The sequence below is a fragment of the Rubrimonas cliftonensis genome (assembly GCF_900107585.1).
Classification (GTDB): domain Bacteria; phylum Pseudomonadota; class Alphaproteobacteria; order Rhodobacterales; family Rhodobacteraceae; genus Rubrimonas; species Rubrimonas cliftonensis.
The window spans coordinates 1-15302 of the sequence record NZ_FNQM01000015.1; the positions used below are offsets into that span (position 1 = coordinate 1).

General features: G+C 64.3%; 16 protein-coding genes. 8 read left to right on the plus strand and 8 right to left on the minus strand.

All coding sequences use genetic code 11. The features are described 5' to 3' along the window. The first annotated feature begins 261 nt into the window (after positions 1-261). The 7 genes from BLW43_RS17255 to BLW43_RS17285 all read left to right on the plus strand — a co-directional run bounded on the left by BLW43_RS17255 (position 262) and on the right by BLW43_RS17285 (position 6792). Positions 262-801, plus strand: a complete 540-nt coding sequence (locus BLW43_RS17255) for a recombinase family protein (protein ID WP_093255479.1) — start codon at positions 262-264, stop codon at positions 799-801. A 392-nt stretch (positions 802-1193) separates the two neighbouring features. Continuing rightward, positions 1194-2282 (plus strand): LacI family DNA-binding transcriptional regulator, encoded by a 1089-nt coding sequence (locus tag BLW43_RS17260; protein WP_093255374.1) that lies wholly within the window; start codon positions 1194-1196, stop codon positions 2280-2282. 4 nt (positions 2283-2286) lie between these two features. Beyond that, a complete protein-coding gene (locus BLW43_RS17265) occupies positions 2287-3282 on the plus strand; it encodes an ABC transporter substrate-binding protein (protein WP_093255375.1) in 996 nt (331 codons plus the stop codon). Between the two features lie 70 nt (positions 3283-3352). After that, on the plus strand, positions 3353-4156 hold the full coding sequence (locus BLW43_RS17270; RefSeq protein WP_093255376.1) for an ABC transporter permease: 804 nt from the start codon (positions 3353-3355) through the stop codon (positions 4154-4156). Positions 4157-4160: 4 nt separating this feature from the next. Beyond that, on the plus strand, positions 4161-4949 hold the full coding sequence (locus tag BLW43_RS17275; protein ID WP_093255378.1) for an ABC transporter permease: 789 nt from the start codon (positions 4161-4163) through the stop codon (positions 4947-4949). Then, positions 4946-5977: an ABC transporter ATP-binding protein gene (locus BLW43_RS17280; protein WP_093255379.1), complete on the plus strand. Its 1032-nt coding sequence runs from the start codon at positions 4946-4948 to the stop codon at positions 5975-5977. The genes BLW43_RS17275 and BLW43_RS17280 overlap by 4 nt, the downstream gene beginning before the upstream one ends. Beyond that, positions 5977-6792, plus strand: a complete 816-nt coding sequence (locus BLW43_RS17285) for a phosphodiesterase (RefSeq protein ID WP_093255380.1) — start codon at positions 5977-5979, stop codon at positions 6790-6792. The genes BLW43_RS17280 and BLW43_RS17285 overlap by 1 nt, the downstream gene beginning before the upstream one ends. Before the next feature lie 467 nt (positions 6793-7259). Here the strand turns inward: BLW43_RS17285 and BLW43_RS23030 are convergent, their stop codons facing one another. The 4 genes from BLW43_RS23030 to BLW43_RS17300 form a co-directional block, all read right to left on the minus strand. Next, positions 7260-7508, minus strand: a complete 249-nt coding sequence (locus tag BLW43_RS23030) for a hypothetical protein (RefSeq protein ID WP_139284117.1) — start codon at positions 7506-7508, stop codon at positions 7260-7262. 357 nt (positions 7509-7865) lie between these two features. Next, positions 7866-8957, minus strand: coding sequence for an endonuclease/exonuclease/phosphatase family protein (locus BLW43_RS17290; protein ID WP_093255381.1), 1092 nt, complete (start codon positions 8955-8957; stop codon positions 7866-7868). A 225-nt stretch (positions 8958-9182) separates the two neighbouring features. Then, the gene (locus BLW43_RS17295) at positions 9183-9596 is read right to left on the minus strand and encodes a MaoP family protein (RefSeq protein WP_139284118.1); all 414 of its coding nucleotides are present in this window, start codon (positions 9594-9596) and stop codon (positions 9183-9185) included. A gap of 35 nt (positions 9597-9631) precedes the next feature. Then, entirely contained in the window at positions 9632-9964 is a 333-nt protein-coding gene (locus BLW43_RS17300) for a hypothetical protein (protein WP_093255384.1), read from the minus strand. Positions 9965-10127: 163 nt separating this feature from the next. On the opposite strand from BLW43_RS17300, the gene BLW43_RS17305 reads away from it, so the two are divergent. Further along, positions 10128-10376 carry a hypothetical protein gene (locus tag BLW43_RS17305; RefSeq protein WP_093255385.1) on the plus strand — a complete coding sequence of 83 codons (249 nt, stop codon included), beginning with the start codon at positions 10128-10130 and terminating at the stop codon, positions 10374-10376. Here BLW43_RS17305 and BLW43_RS17310 read toward each other — a convergent pair. Genes BLW43_RS17310 through BLW43_RS17320 form a run of 4 tightly spaced genes read right to left on the minus strand, consistent with a single transcriptional unit; the run spans position 10361 to position 15254 of the window. Next, entirely contained in the window at positions 10361-10543 is a 183-nt protein-coding gene (locus tag BLW43_RS17310; protein WP_093255386.1) for a hypothetical protein, read from the minus strand. The two genes, BLW43_RS17305 and BLW43_RS17310, sit on opposite strands and share 16 nt — an antisense overlap. A gap of 4 nt (positions 10544-10547) precedes the next feature. Next, positions 10548-10781, minus strand: coding sequence for a hypothetical protein (locus BLW43_RS23035; protein ID WP_139284119.1), 234 nt, complete (start codon positions 10779-10781; stop codon positions 10548-10550). Further along, the gene (locus BLW43_RS17315) at positions 10781-13855 is read right to left on the minus strand and encodes a conjugal transfer protein TraG N-terminal domain-containing protein (RefSeq protein WP_093255387.1); all 3075 of its coding nucleotides are present in this window, start codon (positions 13853-13855) and stop codon (positions 10781-10783) included. The genes BLW43_RS23035 and BLW43_RS17315 overlap by 1 nt, the downstream gene beginning before the upstream one ends. Positions 13856-13868: 13 nt before the next feature. Beyond that, a complete protein-coding gene (locus tag BLW43_RS17320; RefSeq protein ID WP_175478972.1) occupies positions 13869-15254 on the minus strand; it encodes a conjugal transfer protein TraH in 1386 nt (461 codons plus the stop codon). Positions 15255-15302: the final 48 nt, after the last annotated feature.

Sequence of the window (15302 nt, forward strand, 5' to 3'; positions counted from 1 at the left end):
CGGCATCACTATCTGTTCTTCATCAAACAGGATGCCGCCGTCACCATCGTGGCGGTGTTGCACGAGCGGATGGACCTGATCGAGCGCCTGCACGAAAGGCTCTGACGTGCGCTCGCGATATCTCGCGAAAACGGTGGTTTTTGCGACGTCACGGGGCGAGTGAGTGCCATATGGCGTCTGGTTGCCGCAATACCCCCTTGCAAAACCTCTTGAGTTTAGCGAGGTTTTTGCGGTGGTTTGGACGAGGTGGTGGCGGCGATGATGACCCTGGGCTACGCGCGCGTCTCGACGCAGGGCCAGAACCTCGACAGCCAGAACGACGCGCTCGCCGCGGCGGGCGCCCAGCGCATCTTTACTGACCGCGTCACGGGCAAACTCCGCAACCGGCCGGAGCTGGACAAGATGATCGATCAGCTCCGTGCTGGCGACGTGGTAGTGGTTACGAAGTACGACCGCCTCGCGCGCTCGCTCAAGGATCTGCTGGAGATCGTCGAGGCGATCGCGGCCAAAGGCGCCGGCTTCCGGTCGCTGGCCGAGGAGATCGACACGACGACGCCGGCCGGCCGGCTGGTGTTCCACGTCTTCGGCTCCATCGCCCAGTTCGAGCGTGAGCGCATCACCGAGCGCACGCGCGAAGGCCTCGAGGCCGCACGCCGACGGGGAAGGGTAGGGGGACGGCCGAGGGCGCTGAGCCCCGACCAGGCGAGCGAGGCGCGCCGCATGCGCGACCAGGACGGGCGCCGGATCAGCGAGATCGCGCTGCTCTTCAAGGTGAGCCAGGACACGATCAGACGTGTGTGACGCCCATCCTCACGTTATCTCGGCGGCATCCAATGACCGGAGTGCGCACACTCCGGCCGTTCGTGTGGCGCGCGGCGAAAGGCGGATCGGAGCCCATAACGACCACGTTCGCACCTGCAGAATGCCGCCGGCGCAAAAAAGCCAGTGGGTTGCCGCCGGCCCTGAGCGGACCTTTGTGGTGTGACAAGATATTGCAGCGCAGCTTTGCTGAAGCGGACACTTCCTGCGAATGCATCGTGGATTTTGGAGATGTGTCCTTGGTCCTGAGGGGAATGCTTCTGTAACCCTGAACACTGCCTGTCACATTCCTGTAGCGAATCATCGGTATCACTTTTGGAAACGTTTCCATAAGATTCTCCTTGGATTGCACCTGAACCGGAAAGACTGCACGGATGGACCATAGGCAGAAAGTCACTATCAAGGATGTTGCCCGCAAAGCCGGGTGCGGGATCGCCACGGCCAGCCGGGTCCTGAACAAATCCGGCCCCGCCAGCGCCGAGGTGCGTGAACGCGTCGAGATGGCGGCGCGCGAGCTTGAATTTTCGTTCAGCGCCATCGGGCGAGCCCTGCAAGGGGGCCGCAGCATGACGATCGGCTGTCTTGTGCCATCGCTCGCCAACCCGGTCTTCGCGGAGGCGGTGCAGGGCGTGCAGGAGACGCTCTCGGGAACCGGCCACCAGCTTCTGATCGCCAGCTCGAACTATGACGGCAATGCCGATAACGAGGCGATTGCGACGCTTGTCGCGAAAGAGGTCGACGGTCTGATCGTGACGATGGTCGCACCCGAACGCAGCGTGGCGCTGAAGCAGGCGCGGAGCCGCGGCCTGCCGGTGTCGCTGATGTTTCACGACCCGGTCGACGGCTTCCTGACCGCCCATGTGGACAATTTCGAGGCGGCGCGGGAGGTGGCACGGCGGTTCGCCGATCTTGGGCACCGCAACACCGCATTTCTGGCGTTGCGCTTTTCCAGTTCTGACCGGTCACGCAACCGCTATGCCGGGTTTCACGCCGAATGCAGGGCTCGGGGCCTTCCGGACCCGGCCTTGATCGAACTCGGTGAGGCCGAGGTCAACACGCCCGAACTTCTGGCAGAGATCCTCGCCACCCTCGGCGCCGTGACGGCCATCTTTGCGTCGAACGATTTTCTTGCCATTGCCGTTCAGAAGGCCGCGCGCCTGATGGGCAAAAGCGTTCCGCAGGATCTGTCGGTCGTGGGTTTCGACGGGATCGAGATCGGCCGCCTGCTTGATGTGCCGCTCGCCACGATCGAGACCGCGCCGGACGCCATGGGCCGTCAGGCCGCGCAGACCCTTTTGGACATGTTGCAAGGAAAGGTCTGTGTGCAGCGGCCTCCCTTGTCCTTCGATTTCCGTGCGGGCGCCACGCTCGGCTGCCCCCGCACGGAAAGCCGCGACGACGACCAGGTTGCCTCCTGGCCGCCGTCTGTTCCCTCGCTCAAGACCGATCTCAAACAAGGATGAACCTATGAAACATACTGTTCTTTCGGCGCTTTTCGCAACCGCGATTGCCGCACCCGCATTGGCAGAGGATGCCATCTGTTACAACTGCCCACCGGCCTGGGCCGACTGGGCCTCGATGCTCGAAGCGATCGACGAAAAGCTCGACATCCAGATGCCGCATGACAACAAGAACTCGGGCCAGACCCTGAGCCAGCTTCTGGCCGAGCGCGCCAGCCCGGTGGCCGATGTTGCATATTACGGCGTGACGACCGGCATCAAGGCCGGCAACGAAGGCGTTGTGGAGCCCTACAAGCCCGCCGGTTTCGACGAGATCCCCGAGGGCCTGAAAGACCCCGAGGGCAAGTGGTTCGCCATCCATTACGGCACGCTGGGCCTGTTCGTGAATGTCGACGCGCTTGGCGGCGCGCCGGTTCCGCAGTGCTGGTCCGATCTGACCAAGCCCGAGTATCGCGGCATGGTCGGCTACCTCGATCCGTCCTCGGCCTTTGTCGGCTATGCCGGTGCCGTGGCGGTGAATCTCGCCAACGGCGGCGACCTTGGCAATTTCGACCCGGCAATCGAATATTTCAACGCCTTGGCCGAAAACAACCCGATCGTGCCCAAGCAGACGTCGTTCGCGCGCGTCGTGTCGGGTGAAATTCCGATCCTCTTCGATTATGATTTCAACGCCTATCGCGGCAAATACGAGGAAGACGGCAATTTCGAATTCGTGCTACCCTGCGAAGGGTCGGTGCGTGTGCCCTATGTCATGAGCCTTGTCGCCGATGCGCCTAACCCGGAACTGGGCAAGCGCGTTCTGGATTTCATCCTGTCGGATGAGGGCCAGGCGATCTGGACCAACGCCTACCTGCAGCCCGCCCGCCCGGTCGAGCTGCCCGCGGACGTGGCTGCAAAGTTCCTGCCAGCCTCCGACTACGAGCGGGCGGTCGCAGTGGACTATGCCGAGATGGAGCGCGCTCAGGCCGCCTTCGGTGAGCGTTACCTGAACGAAGTCAAGTAACCATCCCGACCTTTGGGCCGGGCAGGGCTTTTGCTCTGCCCGGCACCCTTCCGCGATTGGAGCCGCGTCCATGAACCAACGTCATTTCATCTTGCTGTGCCTGCTTCCGCTGGCCATCTTCACGCTTGCCTTTCTGGCCATCCCGCTCGGGCGGCTGATCCTCGCCTCGGGTGAGAGCGATGCAGGCTGGGGCATTTATCTTCAGATACTGCAGACCCCGCGCTATCTGTCGACCCTTGTGCAAACGGTTGTCGTATCGCTGGCCGTCACAGTTGCGGCGCTGGCGATTTCGACCACGGCGGGGCTCTTTTTGGTGCGCAACCGTTTCCGCGGCCGCAACGTCCTGCTTTCAATCCTGACGCTGCCGCTTGCCTTTCCCGGCGTCGTCGTAGGCTTCATGATTATCCTGCTGGGCGGAAGGCAAGGACTCGTGAACCAGATCCTGCCCGGACACTGGGTGTTCGCCTATTCAATCATCGGCCTGTTTCTTGGGTATCTCTATTTCTCGATCCCGCGCGTGTTGCTGACCGTGATGGCCGCCGCTGAAAAGATTGACCCCGCGCTGGAAGAGGCGGCGCAGACGCTGGGCGCGCCACCTTGGCGCGTCATCATCGACGTGCTTTTGCCTGCACTTTCACCCGCGCTGATCGCCGCCGGTGCCATCGCCTTTGCCACCGCCATGGGGGCTTTTGGCACCGCCTTCACGCTGGCCACCGATATCGATGTGCTGCCAATGGTGATCTACACCGAATTCACGCTGTCGGCGAACATTGCCATGGCCTCGGCTCTTTCGGTCGTGCTGGGTGTGGTGACCTGGGCCATGCTGCTGATCGCGCGTAGCTTCTCCGGCGAAGCCGTTGCGGCGGGAGGGTAAAATCATGAAATCCGTAACCAAATCCATCCCGCTGATCGTCACGCTTCTGGCCTGCGCTTTTCTGCTGATCCCGATCATCCAGTCGGTACTGGCCGGGCTGACGGTGAATTATTTCCGGGGCCTGTCCTCGGGTCTGACGCTGAAATGGGTCGGACAGGTCTGGGAGCTTTATTCCGGCAGCATCTTCCTGTCGATCTGGCTGGCGCTCGCCTGCCTTGTCGTCACCCTGATCCTCGGCGTGCCGGCTGCCTATGCGCTGGCACGCAACCCCGGTCGGGCCTCGCGTATCCTCGAGGAATTCATCTCCCTGCCGCTGGCGATCCCGGGCCTCGCATTGGCGCTGGCGCTATTGCAGCTTTACGGCACCTTGCAAGGCTTTCGCACAAGCTGGAGCTTCATCCTCGTCGGTCACGTGCTTTACACGCTGCCCTTCATGGTGCGTTCGGTCCTGTCGGTCCTGGCCGCGATCGACCTGAAATCGCTCGAGGAAGGTGCCGCGTCGTTGGGGGCCGGGCCCGCAAGGCGCTTTTTCGACATCGTTGTGCCCAACGCGCTGCCCGGCATCCTTGCCGGGGCGCTGACCGTCGTCACCCTGTCGATCGGCGAATTCAACCTCACCTGGATGCTGCACACGCCGTATCTGAAAACCCTGCCCGTGGGGCTCGCCGACAGCTACGCCTCGATGCGGCTCGAGGTGGCCTCGGCCTACACACTCGTCTTTTTCGTGATGATTGTTCCGCTTCTCATCGCCATGCAATGGGCCAGCGCCCGCGCTCAAAGGATCGTGCAATGACACTGACACTTACCAATATCGCCAAGACATTTCCCGGCGGCACCAAGGCGCTTTTGCCCACCGACCTGGAAATCTCGAAAGGCGAAATCGTCTCGCTTCTCGGCCCGTCGGGCTGTGGCAAGTCTACGCTGCTGCGGATCATCGCCGGGCTGGAAACCCCCGATGCAGGTGCGAAGATCGTCTTCGACGGCGAGGACGTAACGCATCAATCGGTCGAGACCCGCAAGATCGGAATGGTGTTCCAGTCCTACGCGCTGTTTCCCAATATGTCAGTGCGTGGCAATATCGGCTACGGTCTGAAGATGCAGCGCTTGCCAAGGGCCGAGATCGACTCGCGGGTGAACGAGGTCATCGCGCTCTGCCGTCTCGATGCCTATGCTGATCGTTCCATCACTGCGCTTTCGGGGGGGCAGCGCCAGCGTGTGGCGCTGGCCCGCGCCATGGCTCCGCGCCCGCGGGTGCTGCTGCTGGACGAGCCGCTTTCGGCGCTGGATGCCGCCCTGCGCGGCCAGTTGCGCGACGAACTGGCGCTTTTGCTGCGCCAGTTCGGGATCACCGCCATCTTCGTCACCCACGATCAGGACGAGGCCATGGCCATCGCCGACCGCGTCGCGGTGATGAGCCAGGGCGAGGTGGCCCAGATCGGCACGCCCGAGGTGCTGTATCGCAACCCCGCCACCGGCTTTGTCGCGCGCTTTGTGGGTGATGCCATGCCGCTGGAAGGCCGGATCGAGGCCGACCGGCTGCACCTGCGCGGCGGAGTGCTTGCCCTGCCGAAACCGGCAGACGGAAGCGAGGTTCTGGTCCGGGCCGAGGATATCCGGATCGACCCCGAAGGACCGGTTTCGGCCCGCGTCGAGACGGTGACCTTTCTCGGCACGCATTACCGCATCGCGTTGGGTGGGCTGGCGGAGGGACCACTTTTTGCGCTGCACACCGGCCTCAGCGCGCCGAAGCCCGGTGAGGATGTGCGTCTATCCATCGCCAGCGAAGCGCTGCTGATCCTGCCGAGGGGTCTTGCCGCCTGATGCCCGGGTTCATCCAGATCACCGACACCCATATCGTTGCCCCCGGCAAGCTGGTCTGCGGGCACTCGGACACCGCCGAGGCCTTGCGCCGCGCCGTCGAGACGATCAACGCAAAGCTGCCCGTGCTGGACGGGATCGACTGTGTCATCGTCACCGGCGACCTGACAGATCACGGAACACCCGAGGAATACGGGCATTTCGCGAAGATCATGGCCGATCTGGTGCTGCCTTGGCGGGCAGTCCCCGGCAATCATGATCGGCGCGACGCGATGCGCGCTGCCTTTTCCGATAGGCCTTGGATGCCTGAGGCCGGGCCGATCCATTGGTTGCGTGATTTCGGACCGTTTTCCGTGATCGCCCTAGACACACTGCTTGAGGGCGCTCATCACGGGGAGCTCTGTACCGAAGGGTTCGCGTTTTTCGATGCCACGCTGGCCGACCTTGGTGATCAGCCGGTCGTCCTTGCAACGCACCATCCGTGGATGCATTCGGGAATCCCGGCGATGGATGCCGACAACCTGCACAACGGCGCGGCACTTCTCGAGAGGCTCGAGGCCCATCCCGGCCCGGTGCGGATGCTCTCAGGCCATGTCCACCGCGCGATGACCGGCCAAATCGGGCGCGTCGTCTGCCAGATCGCCCCTGCAACCTGCCACGCCGTGCTGACCGATCACCGACCCGGCCTTGATGCGCAGATGGTTCTAGAGCAGGGCGGCTTCACGGTCTGCCGCTGGATCGATGCGCCGGGTTCAGGCCTTGTGTGCGACGTCATCGCTTCTGGCGCGTTCCTTGGACCCTTTTCTTTTCAAGAGTAATCGGTCCGAAGCTGCCAATACCAGGCTGAATGCACAGTATTAATGGATCTGATAGTCTGCTTTCGGCTCCGCCCACCTGCAATTTTGCATATGTAGCGAAGGACCGCTTCCCGCCCTCTCTGCCGGGGCCTTCGCATACGCAGCATAGATCGAGCATCTGCAGCGAACGGCAGGAAGGTGCGCATTTCTGCCGGTCGTCGCCGGAACCCGAACGACAGCAATGTCCGCACTGCCGACCTCCAGGTCGCCCGGAGCGAACGGCGGGAGTCCGCGCACTCCCGCCTCGCGATACACAGTTGCATTGATCAGAAAGGCTCGGAGCGGGCCATGGTTACGAAAGGCTGTAGGCCACTTTCGGCACCAGGCGCTTTCTGGCAACGGCAGGCGGTGGTTAAAAGTCGCTTGTCTGACGGCGTCAAGTTTGAAGCCGATCCCACCCATACCCGCGGAAGCCTCTTGTCGACTACTCATCTTTGCAGATTTCCGGGCTGGGTAGAGGTACATTTCATCCACATGAAGTACCTTATTTCTTCCATCTCGCCGAGGGCGCTTGAGCCAAGATTCAACCGCTGCTCATCGACAAAATGTGCGTTTGCACACGTCGGTTTTAAATAATCTTTGGTGAATTGAATTCGATCGTTTTGGTTTTCGAGGTCCCATGTATGTCCATCTAAAGTCAGCGCCCACGCAATCTTTACGCGGTAGTCAGCATCCAATCTATCACTCGGCTCTATAGATATTCGTCCTACGCTCTCTTGCGCTCTATAATAGCCAGACGTTCCATAAATTGCATCACCGCATCCGCCAATTATTATAGAAAGGCTCACGATGAAGCTGGACCTTTTGAGCATTGTTTAACCTCATTCTCCTAGTCAAGCTTCAATTGATCGCTACAGCCAGATCAAAGTGTCATTCTGGCACGTTTACTAATATTATACAATACAATGCATTGAGAAGTGGTGTCATCAAAGGAGAACTTTCATGGCGTTTGTTCCTCTGTACATAGGTACTGGCGAAACCGGGCTGTGATCCAGCCCTCCGCCGCGCGCGGCACGAATGACCTTTGCCTGCGCTTAGCGGCCGATCAGCGCCTCGAGCTCCGTGAGCCGCGCCCTCATCTCGTCGATGAGGGCGCGTATCCGCGCTCGGTCTGAACCGTCTGTCTCCCCATCCGAGGCGGTCGCCAGCACCGGCCGATGATCAGACCCGAAGAAGCTCGACCCGTTGACGACGGGTGTCGACGCGAGCTGAAACGCGCCGGCGCGCGCGCCGGCGACGACGAGGTGGTCAATGGCGCCGCCGGGAAAGAACCGACCGATGAACGTGTTGTCGAGGTCGGCCGAGAGCAGGCGCGCGCCCGAGACCCCTGCGAGGAGGGCGCTGATGCTGTCGTCGTAACCGTCGAGGCCGTCGGCGCCGCAGACGCCGTCGCAGCTTCCCGCCGGCGCGCAGTCGGAGCCGAGATCCATGCCGACCCGCGCGGCGCGGCCCGGCGCCTGGATGTTGAAGTCGCCGCCGACGATCACCGTCCTCGCTGGATCGGAGAGCCTCCGCGCGAGGTCCTGCGCGAGCCCCTCGGCCTGCTCCTCGCGCTGCAGCGCGTTCAGGAGATCTGCGGCGTTGCAGCTCTCGCCACGGGAAGACTTCCAGTGGACGGCGTAGACCGAGAGCTCGCCATCGAGGTCGACGCGCAGAAACCCCCGATCCGGCGTGTCGTCGGCGAAAGTGACGTCGATCGGCAGCTCCTCTACCGGCGCGGCCGCGTCGGAGACGCGCGGGGCGAAGCCGTCGCCGTTGGGATCGCGTCCGGTCGGATCCCACTCGGCCGCCCCCAGGATCGGCGTGCGGCTGATCACGGCGACCTCGAGCGAGCTGAACGGCGAGCGCGTGATCGAGGGCGGGGGCGAGAAGTCGCTGATCGCATGGTGCTCAAGCCCGAAGCCGCGCGCGATCGCGGCGACCTGGTCTTGCGAGATCACCTCCTGCAGCATCACCACGTCCACGGGCCCGAGCTCGGCGAGGGCTCCGCGGGCGTTCTCCTCGAGCGCCGCCGGCGTCGCCTCGGCGCCGTTGATGTTCCAGGTCATCACCCGCAGCGCCTGGGCGTCGGCCGCGCCGGCGGCAAGGGCGAGCAAGGCTGCGATCTGCGTCGGGCGCATCGTCATGACCGGGTTCTCCTCGGCGTCGTTGACTGGCCTTCACCATACGCTCGCCGCGTGACAGGAGCGTCAAACCGGGCGCGCCACGAAACGGGCAGGAATATACGGCAAGGAGACAAAGTGAGAACGACGGCCAGGCCGGGCAGGCATGGCGGAGCCATGATAGCGTAAGCTACGGTATGATAGCCTACGCTCGCACCGCGACCGGGCTCCCGGAGCAGCGAAGGCGGCTCAGCGCGGGCTCGCCCGACCGCCTGGCACGAACCGCGCGGCGATCCGGTTGAAGCCGGAGAGCGAGTGCATCCGGGCGATGTCGGCCTCGGTCCAGCGCGGCTTGCGCGGCGCCTTGGCGGCCGACACGCTCATGCCGGTGCGGATCTTCGGCTTGCGGCGCTTGCGCTTTTTCTTGGGCGGGGCACGGACGGCGGCGTCAAGCGGGGGACAGCCGAGCGCGCGCCACCGCATGAAGGCGAGCTCGTAGTCGCTGACGGCCTCGAGGCGCCCTGCGGCGACGTCGACGAAGCGCGCCTGCGCCTCGGTCTGGGGTGGGCGACGACCTTCCGCGAGATCCACCAAAGCGCCGGCGCAAGGACGCAGGAGGTCTGCGTCGCACTGCGAGAGCGGCTCAAGGGTGTCTGCGGCCATCTTCCCCAATACCTTATTCGCGGCGCCGTCAGGCGTCAGGTTCCATCAGCGTCCGGCGCGGGCTCCATGAACCGGCACAGGAGAGCCAGAGCGGGCGTGAGAACGGCCGACAGTCGGCCAAGCTCACCCATGCGCGCCATGGACCATGTCGCCTCGAGACGGGCGAGCGGCGCGACGCTCCAGCGGACCAGCGCCTCCACCAGATCGATCACGGTGAACAGGAGCGCCGGCGCCAGCGCGCCGACGATGAAGCCCATGATGACGCCGACGACGACCTGCCGGCCGAGCGCCATCCTGCGCCAGGCCGTGATCGCGGCGTCGATGCGGCCCCAGTACGAGCGATCGAAGGGACAAGCCGTGTCGAGCATCGCAGCCTCCTCCTTGCGCCCCGCCAAAAATACCATTCCGACGCGGTTTCATCGACAGGTTTCAGCCGCCGGCATGCGCTTCGTGGCAAGGTTTCAAGCTCGCCGTCGCAGCGCGACCCGCGACGCGATTGTGTGAGCACGTCGGTTCGTTCTAGATCGACTAATGGAACGAAAGCGGTACATTCCCGACATCGTCGCGCCGCGCTACCAGCTGCGTGTGCGGGACCTCGCGCCGGGCCACTATCTTCATGTGCGCTGCGACGGGTGCCGGCGGATCGCGCTGATCGAGGCAGCCGAGCTGGCGCGCAAGGCGCCGGAGTACAGCCGGATCATCGAGCTCGCGAAATCGATCCACTGCGTGCGCTGTCCGGCCGGCACGCCGGCGAACTGGTCGATCTACCGCGAAGAGTGATCGGCCGCGTCGGCCGCCAGGATCGTGTCGCAGCGCTCGGCAAGCACGCGCGCGAGGATCTCCGCGTCGCGCGCCGCGTCAATCGGATCACGGTCGAGCGCTGTGCGAAGAGCGTGCTTCAGCCAGAAGGATGCCGCGTAATCAGACAGAACGCTCTCCAGTAGCATAATCTCAGGTGCCAGCTTGCTTTGAAGTTACACTATCGAAAGCTTCGCGCACATTCTCTCTATGCCAAGATTCAATTGCCAAATCAGAACAAACTGTTTTTTGACTACTATCGACATAGGGGGTGTGAGGAATTACTCGAAAAAGAGGTGGAAGATTATAGCGCCGCCAGATTTCACGGCCAACCGCCCAAACCATGTTGGCGGCGACGAGTCCCACTACGATCAGAAACAGCTCCATCAGCGCATGTTCCTCTGCATCATGTCGAGGTCTGCGTCGTCCGCGTCGGGCGCTACGCGCTCGCCACGCTCGGCGACGGACCCGAGCAGTTGCGTGTTCCTGACCCCAGCGGCGCGAGCCGCTTCTTCGATCTCCGCAATCTGCGCGGCGCCGGCGTCGGGCACCGCAGCATACCGTTCTTCGACCGCGCCGCGAAGCGCCTCGTACTGCGCGGTCTGCTCCGGCCCGTCGACATTGGGCGTGGCGCGCATGAACGCGTAGTACTGCGCCTCGGCCGGCGCGAGACCGGCGTTCATCGCGTCGGTCTCGAACCCAGCGAGAAACTGCCGCCGCACCGCGCCGAGACCAATGTCGGCCGCACCGTCGGCCATGCTCGCGATGGCGGAACCGACGCGCGCGCCAACACCTGGATTGGTCAGCGCGTCATCGCGTGCGCCTTCGGCCGCGCCACGGTCTTCCGCGAGACGATCCTGCACGATGGGGCGGATCTTCTCATCAACTCTCTCGCGCACGGCCTCGCGATTGTTCGCGTTGACTGACTCCGGCGACCAGTCGGGCGCAACGTCGGGATTGAACCCGCCCGCCCGCGCGCCGCTGAGATCGACGGACGGCCCGGCGCCGAGGGCGTCGCTGGCGCCCTGGTGGCGGTCAAAGTCGCCGACGATCGGCGTGGTGAAGCCGTCGGGCGCTATCGCGGCGGCGAGATGGTCGTATCGCTTGGCGTCGGCCAACGCGAGAAGACCGCCGGCGGCCAGCGCCATGCGCTCGCTGTCGCGGGTGGCGCGCGACCATCCCCAGGCGTGCAGCTCCTGGGCGCGCTCGGTGGCGGGGCGTACGAGGTCCTGCTGACCGATCATGCGCGCGAAGGCGAGGTAGCGGGAGGGATCGTCGACGATGCGGCGGGCGAGCATGGCGACGTCGGGGTTGGCGGAGACGCCGACGCTGCCGGCGAAGCTGTTGGCCTGCTCAAAGCGCCATTCTGCGGCGGCGTAATCCTGAGCCTCCTCGCGCACGGACTGGCTGGAGGTCAGCGCGTTGCTGCTGTAGCCCGACTGGCGGAAACCCCGGTCGCTATCGCGGCTGAAAGCGGTGGTGAGGCCGGCTGAGAGAGATTTGTCCTCGGAGTATGCACGAGCGATATCATTGCCCCATTCTTGGAGTTTTTGCTCAGAAATGCCTTTGGTGCTGCTTGAAGCAAAATCACCAGAAATCTTTGGCGCTCCCCGTCCAGCTGCAACACTTGCGCCGACTGTCGCAGTGAATGTCGCTGCTTCATTGGCAGTCATGCCATTTGATTGCATATCTCGCATAATGGTCCGAAACGCTTCATTATTCGCATGCTGATACACGTCGGACATCTGCGCGCTTGTCCCGTCGCGCCAGAGCGAGCCGCTGAAGCTTTCGCTGCTGGAGCCGGTGGTGCGGGTGAGCGCCTTGTCGATGGACTGGGCGAAGCTGACGCGGCGGCCGCCGAGCTCGGTGTCGGCGCTGGACAGGCGGTTCTCGGCCATCTGGCTGAGGTTGATGCGCGGCATCTGCTGCGCCGCTCCGGTCTGCATCAGCCCGTGCATCGGGCTGACCTCCATTTCCGGCAGGACCTGGATCTTCGGCGAGAGCGCCTGACGCGCCGGTGCGGCGTTACCCTCGCTGATGGTGTCCGGACCGCCCACCGACGCGGCGACGCCGTTGAAGGTATACATCGAGCCGGTGACGAGCAGGAGCGCGAGCGCAGGCACGGCCGAAGCGAAGAGCCCCGCGACGCCAAGATAGTTCTGGATGACGCTGTCGGCGGCGAACTGGCCGGCCAGCGAGGTGAGGGTGAGCGCGGCCTGATCGAGGTTCGAAAGTTCCCCGACCATCGTGTGATGGACGAAGAGGTTCACAATGGCGATGCAGGGGCCCCATAGCTGAATCCAGAGACCGATCTGCAGAAAGCGGATCATGACCATGAGCCCCTGCGCGCCGAGCAGCAGCGCGATCACGACCAGAGGGAACGTCGCGTACCAGAAGCCTTCGATGAAGCTCAGCAGCGGCTTGACGTATTGCTGGAAGATGTCGCCCTGGGCCATCCACTGCGCGTTGCGCGCGCGGATTCCGTCGCCTGTCATGATCGCGTAAGCGTCTTTGCGGTCGAGCTGGAGCCGCCGCATCCTGCCGTGATCATAGATGCTGCCGACGAACATCGAGAGCAGCGCGTCGTCGAGCGAGATCGCCCCTAAGCCGCCGAAGACGTTGAACATCGACGTGAGCTTCGGCTCGACCAGCGCCCAGGACGGCGTGCCGGGGCCGGCGGAGACGGCGTCGCGCACCGGATCATAGAAGTGCTGGGCCAGCACGCTGTTCTTCAGCGCCGGCAGGAACGTCAGCCGCGAGTAGATCATGAGCTGGGCGTGGGCGTCGACGCAGTCGAGATTGCTGGCGAGACCGCCGCCCACGTAGACCTCCGCGCCGAAGGAGCGGCTGGGGTTGTAGACGCCCGAGGTGACGAGGTTATCGCGGTTGATCCCGGTGGAGGTGAGATTGCCGACGTCGAGGCCGAAGGCGGTGCAGGTGGAGATGTAGTTGACCCAGGAGCGCGCGAAGTCGCCGCCGCCCGCGTTGTTGGCCGCGCCGTAGTAGGAGGCGTCGCCGGCGACGAGGCGAAGCGTGCGCCAGTTGTCGAGCGCTTGCGTGAGCCCGTCGTTGGTGACGCCGGGATAGGTGTAGGCGGTCTCGGCGAGTTCTGTGAGCCGCAGGCCGATGAAGCTGAAGGTCTGGCCGGCGAGCGCGATGCCGTAGGGCACGTTGGCGATGGTGCGCGTCACGCCGGAATAGACGTTCTCCATGGTGACGGTGACCTTTGGGACCATCATCATGGCGAAGAAGATCGGCACCATGAGGAAGCGGCTGATCGGCAGCATGCCGCCGGAGCTCATGCCCTGGATGAACATCACCGCCACGCCGATGATCGCGGCGATCTTCACGATGCCGGTGTAGTCGTCGACGTTGGCGGAGCCGACGGTCGCGGTCATGGCGGCGACGCCGTTGACGATGTCGGCGAGAAACAGCAGATCGCCGAAGACGAACCATTGCATGGCGCGTTCCTCCTCAGAAGGCCGTGCTGACGAGCCGCGAGCGGCTGTCGCTGTCGATGACGGGCTGGATGGCGTCGAGGTAGTTGTTCCAGAGGCCGACGAGCTCGGGGACGGACCCGAACTTCTTCTGCAGCCGGGCGAACTCCGCCTCGTTGGCGCGGGCGGCCTCGGCCATGACGCGCTTCACTTCCGGGGCGAAGGGGTCTTCGCTGGCGTCGACGGCGCGCGCGACGGTTCCGTAGAGATCGCGCAGGAGGTTGGACGCCATCTCCAGGGCGAGATGGTTGGCGGCCTCGCGGGCGAAGGTGACGGCGGCCGCGTCGGAGATCGCCGCCAGCCGCACGAACATAGCGCCGGCCGAGGCCGGCATGGCGCCGACGAGGCCGCGCTGCTCGGCGGTGGGGTTGGTGTTGGTGCGGATGACGCGGATCAGACCGTCGGTGGGATTGGTGAGGCGGTCGTAGATGCGGTCGACGAAGGCGTTCGCCTGCCAGTTGGAGGTCGCGATCGTCGGCGAGAGACAGCCGTTCTCGCCCTCGCCGGCGCAGGAGTAGTAGCGGGCTTCGCGGCCGAAGACCCAGGACTCGATCAGCTCGGCGTTGCCGGCGAGGGTCTGGATCTGCGGCTCGTCAGTGGCTGGGTCCCACTCCACGATGACGGTGCCGGCGATCGACATCAGCACGCTGTCGACTTCGTCGCCGCCGCCGGTCGCGAACCAGCCGGCCGTGTTGCCGCGTTTCAGCGCGCGCCAGACGACGTTGCCGGAGATGCGCTCGGTCATGGCGGGATTGCCGGCGGCGGTCAGCGCCTCGGTGGGCGACTGGCCGTCGCCGATGGTCCAGCTCTCGAAGACGTCGCCGAGACCCTCGGCCATGCCGACGATGGAGGCCTCGCCGTATTTCTGGCCCATGAAGGCGGAGATCCCGTCGTTCACGATGCCCTGGGCGAGCTGGCAGGAGTTGCCGGCGAACTGGTTGAGCTCCTGGATCTTCCGCTGCAGCGTCTCGATGTGCTGCATGCAGTCGCGGCAGATCTGACCCAGCGCGAAGTTGAAGGCGTAGCCGGCGGCGTTGGCGGCCACCGCGCGCATCAGCTGCACGAACTGCTCGGCGTTGATGAAGCTGAAGGAGCCGGCGAAGAAGTCGATGCCGCCGCAGCCCGCCCGGAAGCTCGGCGGGTTGAAGCCGATCATGTTGGGCGAGACGATGCGGTTGCGGACGTAGATCGAGCCCCCCGACAGCTCGCCGCGCCGGAACGTGTCGTAAAAACCCGGCGGGGTGGTGTTGACCAGGCTGTTGAACATCGAGGCCATCTGGCCGTTCATGTCGGCCGAGGCGGGCGGCGTCAGCGCGAGGATCGCTGCGGCTGCGAGCGCTGCGGCGCGGTTCAGGATCGCCATGGATTTCCTCCGGGAAAGCGGCGCGCGCCATGCGCGGGCGGCGTCGAG

Bases quoted from the DNA above. Each gene is read 5' to 3' on its own strand.
- BLW43_RS17255 (WP_093255479.1), top strand. From the start codon at position 262: ATGACCCTGGGCTACGCGCGCGTCTCGACGCAGGGCCAGAACCTCGAC.
- BLW43_RS17260 (WP_093255374.1), top strand. From the start codon at position 1,194: ATGGACCATAGGCAGAAAGTCACTATCAAGGATGTTGCCCGCAAAGCC.
- BLW43_RS17265 (WP_093255375.1), top strand. From the start codon at position 2,287: ATGAAACATACTGTTCTTTCGGCGCTTTTCGCAACCGCGATTGCCGCA.
- BLW43_RS17270 (WP_093255376.1), top strand. From the start codon at position 3,353: ATGAACCAACGTCATTTCATCTTGCTGTGCCTGCTTCCGCTGGCCATC.
- BLW43_RS17275 (WP_093255378.1), top strand. From the start codon at position 4,161: ATGAAATCCGTAACCAAATCCATCCCGCTGATCGTCACGCTTCTGGCC.
- BLW43_RS17280 (WP_093255379.1), top strand. From the start codon at position 4,946: ATGACACTGACACTTACCAATATCGCCAAGACATTTCCCGGCGGCACC.
- BLW43_RS17285 (WP_093255380.1), top strand. From the start codon at position 5,977: ATGCCCGGGTTCATCCAGATCACCGACACCCATATCGTTGCCCCCGGC.
- BLW43_RS17290 (WP_093255381.1), bottom strand. From the start codon at position 8,957: ATGACGATGCGCCCGACGCAGATCGCAGCCTTGCTCGCCCTTGCCGCC.
- BLW43_RS17295 (WP_139284118.1), bottom strand. From the start codon at position 9,596: ATGGCCGCAGACACCCTTGAGCCGCTCTCGCAGTGCGACGCAGACCTC.
- BLW43_RS17300 (WP_093255384.1), bottom strand. From the start codon at position 9,964: ATGCTCGACACGGCTTGTCCCTTCGATCGCTCGTACTGGGGCCGCATC.
- BLW43_RS17305 (WP_093255385.1), top strand. From the start codon at position 10,128: ATGGAACGAAAGCGGTACATTCCCGACATCGTCGCGCCGCGCTACCAG.
- BLW43_RS17310 (WP_093255386.1), bottom strand. From the start codon at position 10,543: ATGCTACTGGAGAGCGTTCTGTCTGATTACGCGGCATCCTTCTGGCTG.
- BLW43_RS23035 (WP_139284119.1), bottom strand. From the start codon at position 10,781: ATGGAGCTGTTTCTGATCGTAGTGGGACTCGTCGCCGCCAACATGGTT.
- BLW43_RS17315 (WP_093255387.1), bottom strand. From the start codon at position 13,855: ATGCAATGGTTCGTCTTCGGCGATCTGCTGTTTCTCGCCGACATCGTC.
- BLW43_RS17320 (WP_175478972.1), bottom strand. From the start codon at position 15,254: ATGGCGATCCTGAACCGCGCCGCAGCGCTCGCAGCCGCAGCGATCCTC.